General features: G+C 37.5%; 21 protein-coding genes. 10 read left to right on the top strand and 11 right to left on the bottom strand.

All coding sequences use genetic code 11. The features are described from left to right. Positions 1-4 precede the first annotated feature (4 nt). Positions 5-607 carry a DUF4142 domain-containing protein gene (locus ACFX5U_RS09860; RefSeq protein ID WP_400263327.1) on the bottom strand — a complete coding sequence of 201 codons (603 nt, stop codon included), beginning with the start codon at positions 605-607 and terminating at the stop codon, positions 5-7. 577 nt (positions 608-1,184) lie between these two features. Between ACFX5U_RS09860 and ACFX5U_RS09855 the strand changes: the two genes are divergently transcribed. Next, entirely contained in the window at positions 1,185-1,685 is a 501-nt protein-coding gene (locus ACFX5U_RS09855; protein ID WP_280568205.1) for an RNA polymerase sigma factor, read from the top strand. A 196-nt stretch (positions 1,686-1,881) separates the two neighbouring features. Here ACFX5U_RS09855 and ACFX5U_RS09850 read toward each other — a convergent pair whose 3' ends face one another. Both ACFX5U_RS09850 and ACFX5U_RS09845 read right to left on the bottom strand, forming a co-directional pair. Next, positions 1,882-2,766, bottom strand: coding sequence for an SDR family oxidoreductase (locus ACFX5U_RS09850; protein WP_400263326.1), 885 nt, complete (start codon positions 2,764-2,766; stop codon positions 1,882-1,884). Between the two features lie 166 nt (positions 2,767-2,932). Next, positions 2,933-3,142 carry a hypothetical protein gene (locus ACFX5U_RS09845; protein ID WP_280568211.1) on the bottom strand — a complete coding sequence of 70 codons (210 nt, stop codon included), beginning with the start codon at positions 3,140-3,142 and terminating at the stop codon, positions 2,933-2,935. Positions 3,143-3,654: 512 nt separating this feature from the next. On the opposite strand from ACFX5U_RS09845, the gene ACFX5U_RS09840 reads away from it, so the two are divergent. The 3 genes from ACFX5U_RS09840 (at position 3,655) to ACFX5U_RS09830 (ending at position 7,058) form a co-directional block, all read left to right on the top strand. After that, positions 3,655-5,832 carry an ATP-binding protein gene (locus ACFX5U_RS09840; RefSeq protein ID WP_280568214.1) on the top strand — a complete coding sequence of 726 codons (2,178 nt, stop codon included), beginning with the start codon at positions 3,655-3,657 and terminating at the stop codon, positions 5,830-5,832. Between the two features lie 226 nt (positions 5,833-6,058). Continuing rightward, on the top strand, positions 6,059-6,553 hold the full coding sequence (locus ACFX5U_RS09835; protein ID WP_400263325.1) for a PA2169 family four-helix-bundle protein: 495 nt from the start codon (positions 6,059-6,061) through the stop codon (positions 6,551-6,553). A gap of 4 nt (positions 6,554-6,557) precedes the next feature. Beyond that, positions 6,558-7,058 (top strand): hypothetical protein, encoded by a 501-nt coding sequence (locus tag ACFX5U_RS09830; protein WP_400263324.1) that lies wholly within the window; start codon positions 6,558-6,560, stop codon positions 7,056-7,058. Positions 7,059-7,068: 10 nt separating this feature from the next. Here the strand turns inward: ACFX5U_RS09830 and ACFX5U_RS09825 are convergent, their stop codons facing one another. From ACFX5U_RS09825 to surE, 3 genes are all read right to left on the bottom strand, one after another. Beyond that, positions 7,069-7,746, bottom strand: a complete 678-nt coding sequence (locus ACFX5U_RS09825) for a DUF421 domain-containing protein (RefSeq protein WP_400263323.1) — start codon at positions 7,744-7,746, stop codon at positions 7,069-7,071. A 54-nt stretch (positions 7,747-7,800) separates the two neighbouring features. Continuing rightward, a complete protein-coding gene (locus ACFX5U_RS09820; protein WP_400263322.1) occupies positions 7,801-8,061 on the bottom strand; it encodes a hypothetical protein in 261 nt (86 codons plus the stop codon). Between the two features lie 74 nt (positions 8,062-8,135). Continuing rightward, positions 8,136-8,861 carry a 5'/3'-nucleotidase SurE gene (gene surE, locus ACFX5U_RS09815; RefSeq protein ID WP_038698093.1) on the bottom strand — a complete coding sequence of 242 codons (726 nt, stop codon included), beginning with the start codon at positions 8,859-8,861 and terminating at the stop codon, positions 8,136-8,138. Positions 8,862-8,926: 65 nt separating this feature from the next. Here surE and ACFX5U_RS09810 point away from each other — a divergent pair, with 65 nt between their 5' ends. From ACFX5U_RS09810 to ACFX5U_RS09800, 3 genes are all read left to right on the top strand, one after another. Further along, positions 8,927-9,853 carry a diacylglycerol/lipid kinase family protein gene (locus tag ACFX5U_RS09810; RefSeq protein ID WP_400263321.1) on the top strand — a complete coding sequence of 309 codons (927 nt, stop codon included), beginning with the start codon at positions 8,927-8,929 and terminating at the stop codon, positions 9,851-9,853. A 120-nt stretch (positions 9,854-9,973) separates the two neighbouring features. Continuing rightward, entirely contained in the window at positions 9,974-10,423 is a 450-nt protein-coding gene (locus ACFX5U_RS09805; protein ID WP_400263320.1) for a hypothetical protein, read from the top strand. A gap of 7 nt (positions 10,424-10,430) precedes the next feature. Then, positions 10,431-11,129, top strand: coding sequence for a hypothetical protein (locus tag ACFX5U_RS09800; RefSeq protein WP_400263580.1), 699 nt, complete (start codon positions 10,431-10,433; stop codon positions 11,127-11,129). A 135-nt stretch (positions 11,130-11,264) separates the two neighbouring features. On the opposite strand, the gene ACFX5U_RS09795 is transcribed toward ACFX5U_RS09800, so the two are convergent. Further along, positions 11,265-12,203, bottom strand: coding sequence for a YihY/virulence factor BrkB family protein (locus ACFX5U_RS09795; RefSeq protein ID WP_400263319.1), 939 nt, complete (start codon positions 12,201-12,203; stop codon positions 11,265-11,267). A 23-nt stretch (positions 12,204-12,226) separates the two neighbouring features. Continuing rightward, positions 12,227-12,937, bottom strand: a complete 711-nt coding sequence (locus tag ACFX5U_RS09790) for a type 1 glutamine amidotransferase domain-containing protein (protein ID WP_038698087.1) — start codon at positions 12,935-12,937, stop codon at positions 12,227-12,229. A 327-nt stretch (positions 12,938-13,264) separates the two neighbouring features. On the opposite strand from ACFX5U_RS09790, the gene ACFX5U_RS09785 reads away from it, so the two are divergent. From ACFX5U_RS09785 to ACFX5U_RS09775, 3 genes are all read left to right on the top strand, one after another. Continuing rightward, a complete protein-coding gene (locus tag ACFX5U_RS09785; RefSeq protein WP_400263318.1) occupies positions 13,265-13,513 on the top strand; it encodes a Rho termination factor in 249 nt (82 codons plus the stop codon). A 94-nt stretch (positions 13,514-13,607) separates the two neighbouring features. After that, a complete protein-coding gene (locus ACFX5U_RS09780) occupies positions 13,608-14,639 on the top strand; it encodes a DNA topoisomerase IB (protein ID WP_400263317.1) in 1,032 nt (343 codons plus the stop codon). A gap of 351 nt (positions 14,640-14,990) precedes the next feature. Further along, positions 14,991-15,551 (top strand): hypothetical protein, encoded by a 561-nt coding sequence (locus ACFX5U_RS09775; RefSeq protein ID WP_400263316.1) that lies wholly within the window; start codon positions 14,991-14,993, stop codon positions 15,549-15,551. A 311-nt stretch (positions 15,552-15,862) separates the two neighbouring features. Here ACFX5U_RS09775 and ACFX5U_RS09770 read toward each other — a convergent pair whose 3' ends face one another. The 3 genes from ACFX5U_RS09770 to ACFX5U_RS09760 all read right to left on the bottom strand — a co-directional run bounded on the left by ACFX5U_RS09770 (position 15,863) and on the right by ACFX5U_RS09760 (position 17,321). Continuing rightward, a complete protein-coding gene (locus tag ACFX5U_RS09770; protein WP_400263315.1) occupies positions 15,863-16,393 on the bottom strand; it encodes a DUF4142 domain-containing protein in 531 nt (176 codons plus the stop codon). 48 nt (positions 16,394-16,441) lie between these two features. Then, entirely contained in the window at positions 16,442-16,681 is a 240-nt protein-coding gene (locus ACFX5U_RS09765) for a hypothetical protein (RefSeq protein ID WP_400263314.1), read from the bottom strand. 127 nt (positions 16,682-16,808) lie between these two features. Then, entirely contained in the window at positions 16,809-17,321 is a 513-nt protein-coding gene (locus tag ACFX5U_RS09760; protein ID WP_400263313.1) for an RNA polymerase sigma factor, read from the bottom strand. Positions 17,322-17,562 lie beyond the last annotated feature (241 nt).

The raw sequence follows: 17,562 nt of genomic DNA, 5'->3' as shown, positions 1-17,562 counted from the left end.
TATATCATTCCAGCATTACACGAACATTGACCCTATCTAGGTCCAGGTCAACTGAACGAATCGAGCCACCTCGTGTATGCGGAGGAATACCTTCTGCCGTATTGAGTATAGGATCCACTCGCAAATCCCTAGCTTGGTCCAATTGAGCCCGCAGCAAAGGCAACCTATTAGAAATCCAATTTTTCAATCGAATATCCTGAATGACATTATCTTCATATGCCCGAACAAACAAGGCGATAGTCTGTTCATGAGAGGCGATGGCCAATTCTTTGAAGGTTTGATTAAAATGAGTCGAATCTGTACTATTCAACATGTCCCAATGTTTCTTTTGATCTTCACCAAGACCATCTACAAACTTCATCTTATGACCTTTAGCAAGATCTTTAAATTCTCGTATTATCTTTTGATGATCATCAATCAATAATTCTGCATAGGCATTTATCACATCATTATTTGATTTTTCTCGTGCTAATTGCGCAATTGATATTTCATAATGATTCGACAGATATGCCTGACCCAAAAAATCCTTCTCAGAATTTTGCTGTTTAAATGCTAATAGGGCAATTGTGCCTAGCACAATGCTACTCAATTTCAAATACTTACCCATTTTTTAAAATTTAAAATGATTAGTTTACTATTACCAGATTCACCACATAAATAAAGATATCTTCTTCACGATTCTTAGTACAAGATTTTTTATCGATTGCGTTTATTACGACAAAATACAATTCATACTACTTTAAAAGAAGCGATAATCTCTATAAATGGTTCATAAAAAATGATATTTAGGTGTTTTACCCGAGTCAAGCAGGTATTTATATTCATTCTAGTAAGACATTCAAAACAAGAAAATTGCATTTAATTTAATTTCCGGTCATTAATTCTTAACCAATCAGTCAACCTACCTGAGTACATGCTTTCAAACATAAGGCCTACCGACCAAAAGCGGATATAAGTACGTTCAAGCAGATAAACCACCCTTATTTCTGCTTTTCATTTATTTTCAGGATTTAGCCTACTTAAAAACAAGAACTATTCGTTATAACAAAGCTTTACAGGAAATTCAACGAATTAATCTATAGCCCTCGGTTAGATTTGTTTTCTATCTCGCAACTATCTGGCACAAAATATTTTAGCATTTCGATCGTTATATATATATTATACCCAATAACCAGGAGGCGGATATGAAAAATATAGATTTAAATGTCTTATTTCATGAGAAAAGACAAATCCTAAACCACTTTGCGAGTCAGTTTACATCAGATTACAATGAAAAAGAAGATCTGATTCAAGACACTTTAATAAAAGCCCTAAAATCAATCGATCATTTTAGTGATGACCCCAATCTGATGACTTGGCTATACGTGATCATGAAAAATACGTATATCAATCATTATCGTCATGAAAAGCGTCAAACGGCCCTTTATGAAGATTATGCCATGGCCGATTATTCAAACAATACAGAAAACAATGCTACGGAAGATAAACTACTTGGCGCTGATATACAAAAAGCTATGGACAGTCTGTTGCCGGAGAATGCCGAAATTTTCAGGCTTTATCTCGAGGGGTATAAATATCATGAGATAGCAGAATTTTTCACTTATCCAGAGGGCACAATCAAATCTCGTATCCACCTTGCACGTAAGATGCTACAAAAAAAATTAAAAATGTACCAAGACAATTAATCTTGCAAGATACACTCATGCAGATTCTAAAAAAACTTAGCTCCTGTAAGGTCAAAAGTTACCAACTTTTAATCATTATGCCAGCGATCATGCTGGCATAATCAAATCCTATACAATGAGCGCATCTAGCAATCTTGAAAATAGGATGGTATAGTATGTGTCAAAAGCAAGCTGTCAATTGCAATAGGCATTTGGTTTAGATGGTTACACGTCCACCAGTTGCCGCAATAGTTGCCCCTGAGATATAAGATGCCGCAGCAGATGCAAGAAAAACATATATCGGTGCTATTTCAGCAGGTTGACCGGGTCTACCCATTGGTGTATTTTTACCGAAATTTTCATGATCAGGTATAGTGCTCGGAATCAGCGGCGTCCAAACTGGCCCAGGCGCAACAGCATTGACGCGTATGCCGGAACCCTCCTCTAAAAATTGCTGGGCTAGACTCGAAGTAAAGTTTTGGATAGCAGCTTTAGTCGCAGCATAAGGTAGCAAAGTAGGATTTGGATCATATGCATTTACAGAAGTCGTATTGATTATACTCCCCCCTGGAGGAAGATGTGGCTTGGCATGCTTCGATAGATAGAACATACCACTTACATTTGTTTCAAATGTTTTATTCCACTCCGTTGCCGAGATATCCATAATGGAAGTATAACTCATCTGGTATGCTGCATTATTGACTAATACATCCAATCGGCCAAAGGTCTCCAAGGTATGGTAAATCGCAGATTGACAAAATGATTCATCTCGAATATCTCCACGGATGAGCAGTGCATTTCTTCCAGCCTGCTTAACCCACTTTTCGGTATCAGCAGCATCCTCTTGCTCGATTTCATCCAAATAAATAATAACAATATCGGCACCTTCACGCGCCATCGCAATAGCTATTGCTTTCCCTATACCCGAGTCTCCCCCAGTAATCAAACAAACTTTTCCAGTCAATAGTCGATTCCCTACATATGAATATTCACCATGATCAGGTAAAGGGTCCATTTTCTTTGAAACACCAGGAACAGATTGCGTTTGTTTTTTAAATGGAGGTCTGGGATACTGTGTCTGCGGATTTTCTGTATTTTTCATTAGAATAAATTATTTATTCACTAATCTATTAATTCTTTTAAAGCATTCATTCCGACTTCAGTAGGATGAAAAATACGGAGCTGTCATAAGCATATTAATTTCGACTTATACGTAGGTGATAGCTTCATAAATGCATTATTCAGATTTCCTACTTAAAACTAACTATTTATTCAAGCGAGTCCAAAGCAGTAGAATCATTCTTTAGCGTATCACCTTGCATGCTCATTTCTTGTTGTTCACTAAGATTGTATCGAGTTTCGTCTCCAGCAGAAGGCGCTATGTTATCAGTAGTAGTTTCTGTTTTTTGCTGACATCCAGCCATCAAGATCGTGAGTAAAAGTCCAGCTGTTAATATTTGTTTCCAATTTTTCATCATAACGTCTCATTTTAGTCTATAAAAAGATAACGAGTCATATCTATCTTTGTTTCAAATAGAAAAAATAAACCGCATTAAACTATTAAAAGCAAGTATAAATACTGAAATATACACAAGCCACTCAGATAGCAGGTGGACTTAAACTATGCTTCCAGTTTAGCTGTTACATACGTAAGACATCTCAATGTATTTCTTTTCGAGTTTTCATTTGACCTTACGGCTTATATTGATGGTAAATTAGTCAGAAAGAATTATAATATCCGAAGCAAGAAAAAGAAGCCATAATTTGTCTCCATCAATAAAAACAAATAGTTATCGATTAAAAGTAGTTATGCCAAATTGCGATTTACATTTAAAAATCATTGTTAAGCTAAGTTTTATCCCATGATTCAGACAAAAACATTTCTTCCAAGTTACTTTAATTTGTATATAATTTACATCGACTGAGATTATTATTTTATAATTAGGATTTAATTTTATAAATTTAATCTAACTACCATCATAAACGATATATGGAAAACAAATCGACTGTACCAATTGCTACCTCAACCTATATTCAGAAATTTGGAAGCTTAATCATATTGGATTTTGATTTCAAAGTAATAGGAATTAGCGAAAATGCACTCGCCCACTCGAAGCATAAAGATAAAGCAAATGTAATCGGAAATGCATTTTCCATTAATTTTGCTGATTTTTTCGGTCAACATATAACTCAGATAAACCGCCAGCTCGAAAATATGCGAGACTTTCAATCTCCAAGGCAAGTTTTAGTAGTCAAACTAGAAGGTAAAAAATCGTACTTAAAACTAAGTATGCAAGGGCAACAAATCTTTATTGAATGGGAAGAACAACTTAAGAAATATACGTCTGCAAAAAAAATCAATGAATTCAGCTTCCTATTGGACGCCATTCAAACCTACAATTGGGATATCGTATGCCATGCAATCAACCGTATCCTGCGTTTTGACCATGTTTTGGTATTGCAATTGCAAGAATCGGGTTCCAGTCAAGTCATCGCCGAAGATAATCGCGATGGACAATCCTATTATAAGGGATTCGAATATGCTAAAACTTTAATGCCGAAAGAGCTCGTCCCCTATTATAGTATGTGCTCCTATCGCTATAGCCCCAATTTGAATGATAATGTTCAAGCATTTTATAGTATTGACTCCAATGTCAACATCCTTCCGAGCCAATTTTACCCAGCACCAGAGTTGCATCGACTTTTTCTCTCACAGCGACAAATTACTTGTGCCATAGCATTCCCAATTCATATCGATGGTCAATTTTGGGGACTTTTAATTGCACAAAATCAACAAGAGAAAAAGATAGATCTCCAACAGCGCAAACTCTGTACTTTTGCTATTCAAAATGCCACCAGTAAATATGAAAGCTATCTCAAGCAACATCTATTAGAGCGTAATGAATTTCTAAAAGCTGCAGAACAGGATTTAAAGAGCGACCTTGCTAAAAACAAAACCATCAACTCGACCCTAATCCACCATATGGATACGTTGAAAGACATGGTAGAGGCTGATGGATTTGCTATTTACAACCAAGGCGATGTCTATTTCCACGGGATTTGCCCGACACAATTTCAATTGGATGAAATCATCACCTTTATCCATGCACATACTGATAAGTCTTTATTTAAGGATAATAATTTCCGGCTTAATCATGGTATTAAAATCAGTGGAGAGTTACCATTTGCAGGACTGATGTACCTCAAGATTGGTCTACTCAATGACCATGTGCTCATCTGGTTTCGAAAAGAAAGCGCGAGTAAGGTGATCAATCTGCATATCAATAGTACAATTGAGCAGGATACCCCACCACTAACGATTACAGAAACCACATACAATGATGTTGCAAGACCGTGGAATGATATCGAAATAAATTTTGTTTTAAATCTCAATCAAATCCTCAAGGAATCCATTGTTAGTAAGCTCAAAGAGAAACAACATTGGAACGAACAATTGCTAGCGTTGAATAATGAGCTAGAAATGTTGACCTTTACCCTTTCACACGACCTAAAAAATCCACTCTCGATATTGAAAATCGGCATCCAGTTTTTACAACAGAACAAAAATACGCTAAGCCCTGAGGCTATGCAAAAATGGTATGGAAACCTCATATCCAGCACTGTAAATATCGAAAACATCATCAATAATGTTGTACTGCTCTGCCAACATAAGGACAGTGCCTTAATCAAAGATCCAATCCCAATGGCTTATACCCTACAGCAGATTTACAAAGAAAGCTCAATTCTATACCAATCAGTACCCTGCAATATCCAATTTGGTAGATTGTTACCGATATGGGGAGAGAAAAGCGCGCTTTATCAGATTTTCAGTAATTTGATTGGAAATGCAATTAAGTATTCCACGCAAGCACCGCAACCACAATTGCATATCGACAGTTATTTTGAAGATGAGCAGGTTTGCTATACCATCAGAGACAACGGCATTGGCATACCTGCAGAAAATATCGCTCATATTTTTGATATTTTTAAACGAGGGAATAATGTGGCCAATATTGAAGGAACAGGAGTCGGACTTTCTTTAGTTAAGCGTATCATGGATAGACTAGGTGGTAGTATCAAGATTGAGTCACAAGTGGAAAGCGGAACTGCCGTGCACCTCTTTTTTCCAATAGTAGAAGAATTTCCTGCCAGCATGTTAGCAGAATGACAAATATAAATGACTTTAAAAACAGTTCAGGTAAAAAATATACCAAATCACAGTTTGACCAGTAATAAGCTAAGTTTTTATAGGCGATGGAAAACTCAGATAATGGGTTCTCTAAATTAAGTCGACGTAAATTAGTAATGGAAGATAGAATTAAAATAAACCTTCAGAGAAAACTTTTGACACTTGATGTTTGTTATTATAATAGTCTACTTATAATAAAGATATTATGTATACTGAAAGTACCATAGCGGGCATCATCAATTATCTCATGCAGACCAACTATGATAGGATTGCAGGCTATACCCATGCCATAATAGCACTAAGGGAAGGACAAGATACCGACTTACGCACCCTTTTTCATGATTACATTGAGCAGAGCCGCCAATTCAATAGCGAACTATTACCTATTGTAATCATCAATGGGGAAAGGCTTTCCCCAGGTAACCGAATTTCCGGTAAGCTACATCGTTTTTGGCTCGATATCAAGGCCCATGTAAGTGGACATGACCGAAAAGGGATTTTGGAGGAATGTGAACGTGGTGAAGATGCAACCAAAAAAGCGTATCAGGAAGCGTTAAAAGAAGCGCCAGACCTTCCCGACCACATCGTAGATATCATTCGCTATCATGCTGAGGTGCAAAAAGCAGCTCATGATCATATTAGGGATTTAAGGGACAATATACCTGGACACAACCATGATAAACGCATTATAAAAACCTAACATTATGAATCAAACTTATGATTATACCCACGAACTCCGAAATCGTCAAATGGCACTTCGGGCAAGAATTGAAGATAGTCTGGCTGCTGGTGAGATTAAATTTCAATATGGGGAAGACCATTATCAAGAAGAAGCACGCTGCATGGGTTTACGCATGATAAGAGATGGATTGGAAAAAGAAGGCGAGCAAGTAATCTTGGACTTCACAAAGGAGCACTACCCTAATCAGATTGACAATGAACGAATATGGATAGGAAAAATGATGCGCTACCTCAATGCGATTACAGATACATTAATAGACAATATACGTGCAGAAGGGTACATCGCACTACAGAGCAATGTAGAGCTACCCAATGAAAATGCCATATTTCACCCTATACGTCACTTAAATATCGAACATTTACCATCTTTAGCCATGAATGGCCATTCCCTAGTCGACCTTTCTCAACCCGAAACAGTCAAGCATCTTGAAGGATGGCTTTACTATCAATCCGATAAAAATTGATAAATTTTTATTAAACTCTTTTGGTTTTCAAAGCCAAGGACCACTTTTTTCTTTTGCATCGTTTGCAGGTTTGATTCTCTATTATGGTTGGTTCAATCTGTCCGCAGTACATACATGCAAACGTGTCAACCTTCTCATGGGATAGCACTTGCATATAGTGGTCGGGGAAAAGTGGAAGTCCGTACTTTACATCTGAGTCTGCATAAAACAATATACTCATCGTACCATCAACCTCCAAAACAGCAACACGCACTTGACCCAGATGCTCGACGGATTGATTACGCAATTCGGAGAAAAATTCCATTTTAGAAAAATCACCATCGTGTTCATGTTTCAAATCAAACATACCATCACGCACCACGACCATAGCCTCCCCTTCTAACACTTTATTGATTAAGGTAGATTTCGATGATAGCCATGTCACAAATTTGTAGATAACGATAACTGAAAAAAGGACGACAAGCGCATAAATAACCGGTAACTCTTCTTGAAACATAGGATCCCCCGCTGCAGACCCTAGGCTCAGGATGATAGCTACTTCAAAAAGCGTTAATTGCCTAACACCTTTCTTCCCTGAAAGCCGTAAAATCACCAAAATCATGACAAACATAATGATGGATCTCCCCACAATCTCCAAAAGGAAATCCCATTGAGCACCTCCAAAAAGAATCTTCTTTATTTCTAACATATATTTTTTATAGGGTTTATCCTAACCAAATATGGTGTATTTATAAAAATTAAGTTATTCAGTATCTCTCCGAGCTGAATCGGGTGTACGATGTATATTATCCAAGGGCACACCGCTTGTTGGTACAGGAGATATGGCGCTAGTATCCGAAGTTCTGCTTCTATGCAAATTATCTAGAGGTAAACCTTTACTGTCTTTTGACTTTGTGTTAATCGTGTCTTGCTTTGCTAGAGGCTCAGAACTGTTATTTCCTGTACAAGACATGCACAGTAAGACGAGGGCCAAAAGCTGTATTATTCTTCTTAAAGGTTTCATTTAATATATCTTTTTAATTCAACTTCAATTCCAATCCTTACATCACCTAGCGGTTGACAACAAAAACTATGATTCTAACGTCTTAATTTCTTTTGAAGAGTCCTTTCATCAGTCAAGTCCAACCGCAGAGGCGTGATGGATACCATATCATGCTCCATGGCCCATCGATCGGTACCTTCATCTGCAGGTTCCAACGGTGACACCGTAAACCAATAATGCTTACGCCCCATGGGATCGGTGCCTGGTATAATCGTTCCATCGTACAAGCGCACCGACTGTCTGGTCCAGATAATTTCAGTCGGGTTGGGTGGAAAATTAACATTATAGAGCGCCAATTCTTTATCCTGCAAAAGCAACTCTAAGGTGCGTTCAACATACAATTCCAAAGATTCAAAATCAGGTTCAGTCTTCCCTACGGGTGTACTTAACGCAATACCTTTAATACCAAATAATACCGCTTGTTTTGCTGCAGCCAAGGTGCCCGAATGCCACATCGAGTTCCCTAAATTTGGTCCCATATTAATTCCCGATAACACCACATCAACATCTTTCCAAAGGTGTGTCCCCATTGCGACACAATCGGCAGGTGTACCATTCACCCGATAAGCTTCAATATCCCCAAATTCAATTGGTGATTTTTTATAGCTCAGAGGTCTAGAGTGCGTGACAGCATGTCCCATAGAAGATTGCTCTACATCAGGTGCCACCACCTTCACTTGCCCAAATTTTTTAGCCACCTTTGCAAGAGCTGCAATTCCCGGGCTATAGATACCATCGTCGTTCGTTACTAAAATTCTCATCGTTTCTGCAAATAAATATTTCTTTTATACAACAACAATTGGACAGGCCGAATGTTTATTTATATATGCAATCTATAAAACAAGCAATACTATTACATAACCCAGGAGCTGGCGATGAAGACCATCTCGAATCTGAATTGGTCACTGCTATCGAACAAGCCGGATACAGTTGCGTCTACTTTTCTGTTGCACACGACGACGGCTGGATACAACAGCTAGATCAGGCCGACTTTGTGGTGGTGGCAGGTGGTGATGGTACCGTTCGCGGGGTCGTCAAAGAACTCGTCAAACGCAATGTGCTGGAACGTAAAATACCCCTTACCATTTTACCCATGGGAACCGCAAACAACCTATCAATGGCATTAGGCATAGATAGGGCACTCGAGCGTGAGCAACATATCGAAAAATGGGCGACAAGCAAACGGCAACGATTTGATGTGGGAGTTCTAAAAAATATGGACTCTACAGATTTCTTCCTAGAAGGAGCTGGTTATGGTGTATTTCCACAACTCATCCAAAAGATGATTGATGTAGACAAAAGTCAAGTAGAAAACACCGACGAGGAATTAAAGTTAGCGCTAGAAGTGCTCCATCAAATTATCCTAACTGCGCCGGCAGAAAAATATTGGATTAAAGCCGATGAACAAATTTATCAAGGAAAATGCCTCCTACTGGAAATTATCAATATCCCATCAGTCGGTCCGAGACTTCTCTTATGTCCAGAGGCTATAACAGATGACGGTCAATTTAATATCGTGTATGTAGATGAGAGTCAACGCGCAGATTTCGCCGCCTATATAAAAAAAAGGATCAATCATGAAGAGGTACTCTTCGAATACCATTCCTTTAAATCTCGTCATTTGACCCTGATCTGCGAAAGCAAGCATATGCACATAGACGACCAACTGGTGCTACCTTTAAAAGATGCAGTGACCATGGAAGTGCGTGATTATGTGCTCGAGTTTATGGTTCCTGCACATAATCCTTCCTAGTATTAAATACCCGATGTCATGAGAAAATACCCAATTTGCAAACAAATCTCCAATAGAATAGCTATAAATATATAGGCGCTCATTGCCTACCATAAAATAATTCATAAAAAAAATATTGCTATGGACATCTTAAATAGAAAAAAACTTCAGGAACTCGCTCATAACCAACAATATCCATGCGTTTCTCTGTTGATGCCCACCCACCGTACCGCGCCAGACAAAAATGGCGACCCTATAACCTTTAAGAATCTACTCAAAGACATTAAACAGGCATTGGGAGATGAAGCAGAACTTCTCGCACCATTGGAAAAGCTTGCTGAAGACAGAGACTTTTGGAATTATCAGAGTTACGGTCTTGCTATCTATATCAATCCCGAGCGTATAAATGTCTTTCACGTCCCAATTACACTTCCTGCGATTGCTATCGTTGCAGACAGTTTCCATATCAAACCTTTATATCGCTATTTCCAAGACAATCAATCCTTCCAATTACTCGCGATTAGTCAGGATGATGTCAAGCTCTATCAAGGAGACCGCTACCATCTCGAACCCGTAGAAACTTGCAGGTAACGTACCCCTGACCATGGAAGAAGCATTGGGAAGTGAACTTACGGACAACCATCTTAATACAGCCTTTTCCACTGGAAATGGTTCTCGTAAACAAGCAAACCAAGGGACAGGAAATGTCGTACATGGCTATCAAGAAAAGAGTAATGAACAACAGAATGATGCCGAACGTTTTTTTAGGATTGTGGATAAATCCATCTATGAACACTATACAAAGCCAACGAACTTACCCTTAATATTGGCCTCCTTACCCGAGCATCAGACGATCTTCAGAAGACAGAGTAAAAACCCGCACTTGATGGCGGAAGGGATCAACCAAAACACGCGCAACCTCAGTCCTGAGGAATTGAGCGAATTGGCATGGGAACTTATCGCACCGCAACATGAACAACAGATACAGGAACTTTTGGACCACCAGCAAGCTGCAGAACAAATCGGACGAAGCCATTGGGAACTCAGCGAAGTGGTGAAAGATGCCCTAGATGGAAAGATAGAAACTTTGTTGATTGAAGAAAATCGCATGATCTTGGGTAAGATCATCGCAGCAGAAAGACGTATTCAATTTCCTACAGTAGACGCGGAAGAGCTCTTTGACGACCTATTGGACGACTTAGCAGCCATGGTCGTAGAAAAATCGGGGTCTATTATGGTTCTACAAAAAGACCAGATGCCCCATCAAACTGGAGCAGTCTCTATCAATCGCTTTTAAGAACCCCTATAACAGGAAGGTCCAGATGACAAACCAATACATCTGGACCTTTATATTACCAACTATCTTATAATCGATTTTTAAAAATAAATCCCCAAATCAATCGAGCAACTTTTGAATTTCACCTTCGTACTGCTAATCTGTTGGTATTTCTTTCACCACCTTTTCTTGTTCCTTTTCTTCCACATATACTGCATAATCTGCCGGTTTAATTGGTATACCATTTGCTATCGCATATTCTCGCGTGTATACTGCGCCAAAATAAAGAATGGCCGCAGTATAGTACACCCATAAAAGAATCAGCACCAATGCACCAGCAGCACCGTAAGTGGACTCTGTACCCGAAGATTGTAAATATAGCCCTATTGCAAAACGACCGATCACAAAAAATATAGCCGTAAAAAAAGCACCCGAACGGACTGTTTTCCACTCGATTTTCACATCAGGTAAAGTTCTGAATATGATACCAAATAGAACAAAGATAATCACAAAACTTAAGGCAAAATTGACCGCGTCCATAAAGAAAACTGTTATATCAGGAAAGTAGATTTGCAGACGTTCGGTAAAAGCCAATATAACACCATTTACGACCAACGTAACCATCAATAAGAAGCCAAGGCCAATGACTAATGATGAAGATAGTAAACGATCAGTTATCAGTTTCACCCACCCCCTTTTAGGCTTAGCTCTCACATGCCATATCCGGTTTATAGAATTTTGTATGTCACCAAATACAGATGTTGCCCCGACCAATAGCGTAACAATACTAATAACCAAAGCAAGATTTGATTTCCCCGACAGTTTCAGGTTCATAATCACTTCTTGAATCTGTCTAGCAGCACTTGGTCCCACCAGTCCCCTAATTTCCGAAAACACTTTGCCTTGTATAGCATCTTCCCCAAAGAAAATACCAGCTAGTGAAATCATGAGGACCAAAATTGGCCCTATTGAAAAAATAGTATAATAAGCGAGAGAAGCACTATATTTCATACAATCTTCATTCATAAAGCCTGACACTGTAGCTTTGAAAATACTGAACTGTTTCTTTAAAAATCCATCCTTTTTATTTTCCATATATTATTCTTTATTTTCAACTTTTAAATATCTTTCGGGTTTATCTCATGGAGTACTTCGATTAGTTTTGTAGCTGTCGGACCCGCAGATAACGGGTTTTGACCGGTGACCAGATTCCCATCCCTAACAACATGTGATACAAAAGGTAAGGCAGCAGCGCTGAAATCTGCCCCCAGCTCTTTCAGTCTCGACTCTAGTTTAAAAGGGATATTATCACTTCGTAGCGCCAGTTTTTCCTCCATATTGGTAAAAGCTGTGACTTTCTTACCAACTAAAAAATCAGGTTGTATTTGAGCGAGAGATACCAATGCCGCAGGTCCATGGCACACTGCCCCAATTGGTTTATCTTCTTTTATAAAATCGGCCAGCAAGCGAGCTACTTCAGGATGACGTGCCAAATCCCATAAAGGACCATGTCCACCTGGAATAAAAACACCATCGAAAGCCGAGGATTGGATACTTTCCAGTTCAACTGAATTTTTAAATCGCTGTTGTGCATTTTCGTCATCCAAAAACTTTCGATTTGAGCCCGTCAAATGTTCTGTCAACTTACTCATAGGATCAATTGGTGGTTCACCTCCACGTGGACTAGCAAAGAGAATATGGTATCCTGCCTCTTCAAATTTATAATAGGGGTCTGTCATTTCACCTAACCAAACCCCTGTTTTACTATCGGTCCCATCCATTCGATCATGGGAGGTTAGTATCATTAGTATATTCCGTTTATTTTCCATTTTATAATCATGTTAGAAGGAATTAATGACAATAGACTATTATAACAGTTATAACTAAACAAAGTTTGCTGCAAAACTGCTATTAAAAAATGTCTTCCCTACCCTCTTTAAATCAAATCGGTCATTTTTATAAAGAGCCATTTCGCATCATCTATTAGCCAACTTCTGACTAACACAATTTACTGTTATTGAGCAATCAAGGAAATAAATACGTAAATGATTGTGAATACTACGCATCACTATCTATTTCGTGAACTTTTATGATCGTGAAAGGTTCTTTCTATGTAAACTTTTAAATGAAAATAATTATAATTTAAATTCATAACAATGGCAAAAGATCATGGAAAACAGATAAAAGACGATGAAAAATACGAAGCACTCCGCGGTAAAGGGATGAGCAAGGAAAAGGCTGCACGTATTTCCAATACGCCCGATGCTAGTAAAAAAGGAGGTGAAGCTAGTAATCTTGAAAGTCGAACAAAATCCGAATTACTAACAGAAGCTAAGAAAATAGGTATAACAGGAAGGCACAATATGAAAAAAGAAGAGCTTATTAAAGCTATCAGAAATCATTAAAGTGTCGAAAAACTTCTTAACAAATCCATTCTATGCCTTTAATACCGCTTTCCACTACAATTGTGGGGCGGTTTTTTACTATTTTAAACTATTTATGAAGCCCACAATAATTACTCCTCATCCGGCTACAGAACTTCATCTTCGATTTGTCACAGATAAAGATTGTGGATACTCCCGTCTGGACCGTAAAGGAAATTTCGTTTATTTTTACAAAAAAAAGCCCTTAATAGATCGTGATATTATTGATAGGATTGAATCCTTATCCATACCACCTGCATGGCAAGATGTTTGGATTTGTAAATTTAAAAACGGACATATTCAAGCAACAGGAACCGATTCCCTTGGACGAAAACAATATATATACCATTCCGAATGGTCAAGCCTACGCAATCTAAAAAAATATGATAGACTTTGTGGATTTGGGAAAAAATTAAAGCTACTTCGCGAACAAATTACCAAAGACATTCGCCGCAAAACTCTTAATAAAAATAAAGTTTGCGCCATTGCCCTCTACACAATGGATGCAACCCACATCAGGGCTGGTAATAAATCTTACGAAAAAAAATACGGTTCTTATGGGCTCACTACCCTTAAAAATCGTCACGTTATTGTAGATCAAAATGAGGTTTTTTTTAAATTCAAAGGCAAAAAAGGTGTCTTACAACAAGTTTATTTAAAAGAAGCCAAGATAGCGCGTATGCTTAAAAATGTTAAAGAAATACCAGGACAAGAATTATTTCAGTATTACGACAAATCGGGTACCATCCAAAAACTGGAATCAGGAGACATCAATAATTACCTCAAATACACGATGCTAGAAAATTATACTTGCAAAGATTTCCGTACATGGGCCGGTTGTACAATGGCCCTCAAAATGATGGTGAGCGAAAATTACTCAGAAATGGCATCAAATCGTAAAAAAAAAATGATTTCCATATTAGAAACAGTCGCTAAACAATTGGGCAATACCCGGTCCGTTACTCGCAAATACTATGTCCATCCTGAACTTCAAAAGCAATATCTAGACGGCACTCTTGCACCAATAATTGCTAGATTAAAGAAGAAAAAATATACTATTCAAATAATTGAAAAAGCCCTTTTAAAATTTATTCATTCATTAAAATAACCTATTCGTTATCATCTTTCATGCTACTTTTTTAATAAGCTGCGGTGGTTATTCATTGTGTTACTGACTATCTCCCTCAGGCAGCAAGATTCACCAGAATCCAATGCCTATAGACATTCTAAATCCGGAAATAAATGCTCCGTTCATAAAAATCAATAACATATAGCAACGCTATTCTTGTTCACTAATTCGAAAATCTTAAAATGCTAAGTAGCCATACGATTACTATTTAATAGAACGCATTTTTAGGCATGCCATCCCGTAGTTAATCTATTGTTCAGGTATTTAACAGAAGAACTATATTCCCTTCATACCTGTTCTTTTTGTAATTCAACATGTAAATTTTGTATTATGAAAACAAAAGAATCTTTAGCTAAAGTAAAACCAAGTTTTATATTAGCAACAATTTTAGAAAATGGGCACTCTACCATTACAAACACTTCTAATTCATATCCAGACAATGACCATCCTGAACCAGAAATTCCTGAAGATGATGAATTTGAAAGAGAGATTCCCGAAGACGATAACCCAGAACCAGAAATTTCTGAAGAAAATGAAGCGGAAAGAGAAATCCCCGAACAGGGTGATTTAGAATCAGAAATATCTCAAGACAATGAACCAGAAACTGATTTGCCCGACAATGATGAAATGAAAAGAGACATTTCCGAAGACAATGACTTGGAATCGGGAACAGTGGAAACTGATGACCCTGAAACTGATCTTCCTGAAGATGATGAATGGAAAAGAGGACCATCCGAAGACAATGAGCTGGATCCTGATATACTTGAGGATGATCCAGAAGATGATGAGCTAGAAAGGGAAATATCAGAAGGCAATGACTCAGACGTTGATTTTCCTGAGGACGAAAACGGTGATCCAGAAAAAGATAGTAATGCTGACATCTTTCTCTAGTTCATAACCAATGAGTACTAAAAATTTTAACTTTAAAAAGGGAGTTCGCTTTGCCTATTGAAAAAGGACTGGATGCTGAGACTTGTGTAAGTTCTCGCCTAAAAATCTGTATTTTGATTTTTACCATATCAGGTTAACAGGAATTAGTGCATTCACGAAACAATATGCAACTAATGGATGAAGTACAAATTGCTTTTCTGATAGATGTAGAGAGTAATAATTATTGGGGTGCCAAACACAGTAAAACAGCTACTCATAGAAAAAGGAATACAATTTAAATTGTATTCCTTTTTCTATAAGTCTTGGTTCAATTATTGTCGCATTATTTCACCTTTGGTATGCGGCGGGATACTTGGTGATATTACATCAACAATGTCTACTTGTAGCGCTTTTGCCTTATCCAAATGGGCTTTTAGGCCGGGTAATTTTGAAATTATTAAGGACTTAAGAGCACTATCCTGAATAGCTGAATCTGAACTCGCTTGTTCAAATAAAGAAATCGCTTGTTCATGTGCTGCAATTGCATCATCTTTAAATGCTTGATTAAATTGTATGCTATCTTTTGCATTCAGCATATCCCATTTATTTTGATGTTCCTCATCTAAGTCACTTACTAAACCCACTTCTTTAGCTTTAGCTAATGATTGCAATTCATCGAGTATTTTTTGATGATCATTGATCAACATTTCGGCATACACTTTAATCTCATCATTATTTGATTTTTGTTTAGCCAATTTAGCAACTGCAATTTCATAATGGTTTGACATTAATGCCTTATTTAAAAATATAACTTCAGCATCTTGTTGTTTAAATCCTAAAAAGACTACGATTCCTAGAATCATACCCAAGAGTTTCCAATATTTACACATAATATTTCATTTGTTTTTTTATCAATCATGTCCCTCGACTTTAACAATTTTATTGTATATGCCGAATAACAAAAAGGGTGATACCCATTGCCCCACAAAGAGCGCGGTATGCTTGTGTCCCATGCATTTGAGTGCTGCTGAAGCAATCATTACAGTAACTGCAGCACATAAGTAAACTTTAGATGGTAACTGTGCGGTTTTATTCTCAATTTCTTTTGTCAATTGACCTTCTTTGAGGTCTTTGTTTTCTAAATTTTCCATACTGTTTTTTTTTAATTAATTTTTATTAAATAGGACAGATAAAACAAAATATTCGTAAAAACCAACTAAGCTATTAGGCGAATAGAGTCTGTTGTTTTTTATTTACTCTCGCTTCATCCTTTTCAGATTAACCCCTAATTTCATAATTGGCAAGATTCACTTTAAGCCTCTTCCTAGCGATATGGATACGAGTCTTGACCGTTCCCACAGGAATCGCCAAGTGCTGCGCTATTTCATCATATTTATAGCCTTCATGGTACATTGTGAATGGCACAAAAAAAACTTTGTCCAAAGCTTTCAATGCAGCCTGAATATCATCCATAATTAATTTACCTTCTCCGCCATTCCCTATAGCTGCCTGGCAGAGGTTTGCTACAGAAATATCTTCTTGAACCGTTACTATACTTCTTGCAGTAGTCATGCGTCTATATTTATTAATAAAAGTGTTACGCATAATCGTATAAAGCCATCCTTGGAAATTGCTTCCATCTTTAAAAGTATTAAAATACTGAACTGCCTTTAAGTATGTTTCTTGTAATAAATCATCGATTTCATTATAATCGGTGGTAAATTTTCTTGCCAACATTTTAAGTTGACTTGAGTGCTGTACCAGTTCGGTGTTGAATTGTGTCCTTGTCATAGTAGATCCTTTTAAAGATTAAAAATCAAATATTCCATACTATTATTAAAAACATATTTTACACAACAATGTTATGTACAACCGTGTGTTTCAGGTACTTAATTTAACAAACAGTAATTTATACCCTAATAACCTATATTTACCGGCCGACAAGTACTTTTTGATAAGCGCTACTCCAAGGAAGTACTTGATACTAGATTAAGATTATTTACCCTCACCTTTTCGGTTAATGCTTTTTTAT

This window comes from Sphingobacterium sp. SG20118, from assembly GCF_044740685.1.
In the GTDB taxonomy this organism is placed as follows: domain Bacteria; phylum Bacteroidota; class Bacteroidia; order Sphingobacteriales; family Sphingobacteriaceae; genus Sphingobacterium.
Note: the sequence above shows the minus strand (reverse complement) of the source record. Positions and strands in the feature narration are given on the sequence as shown.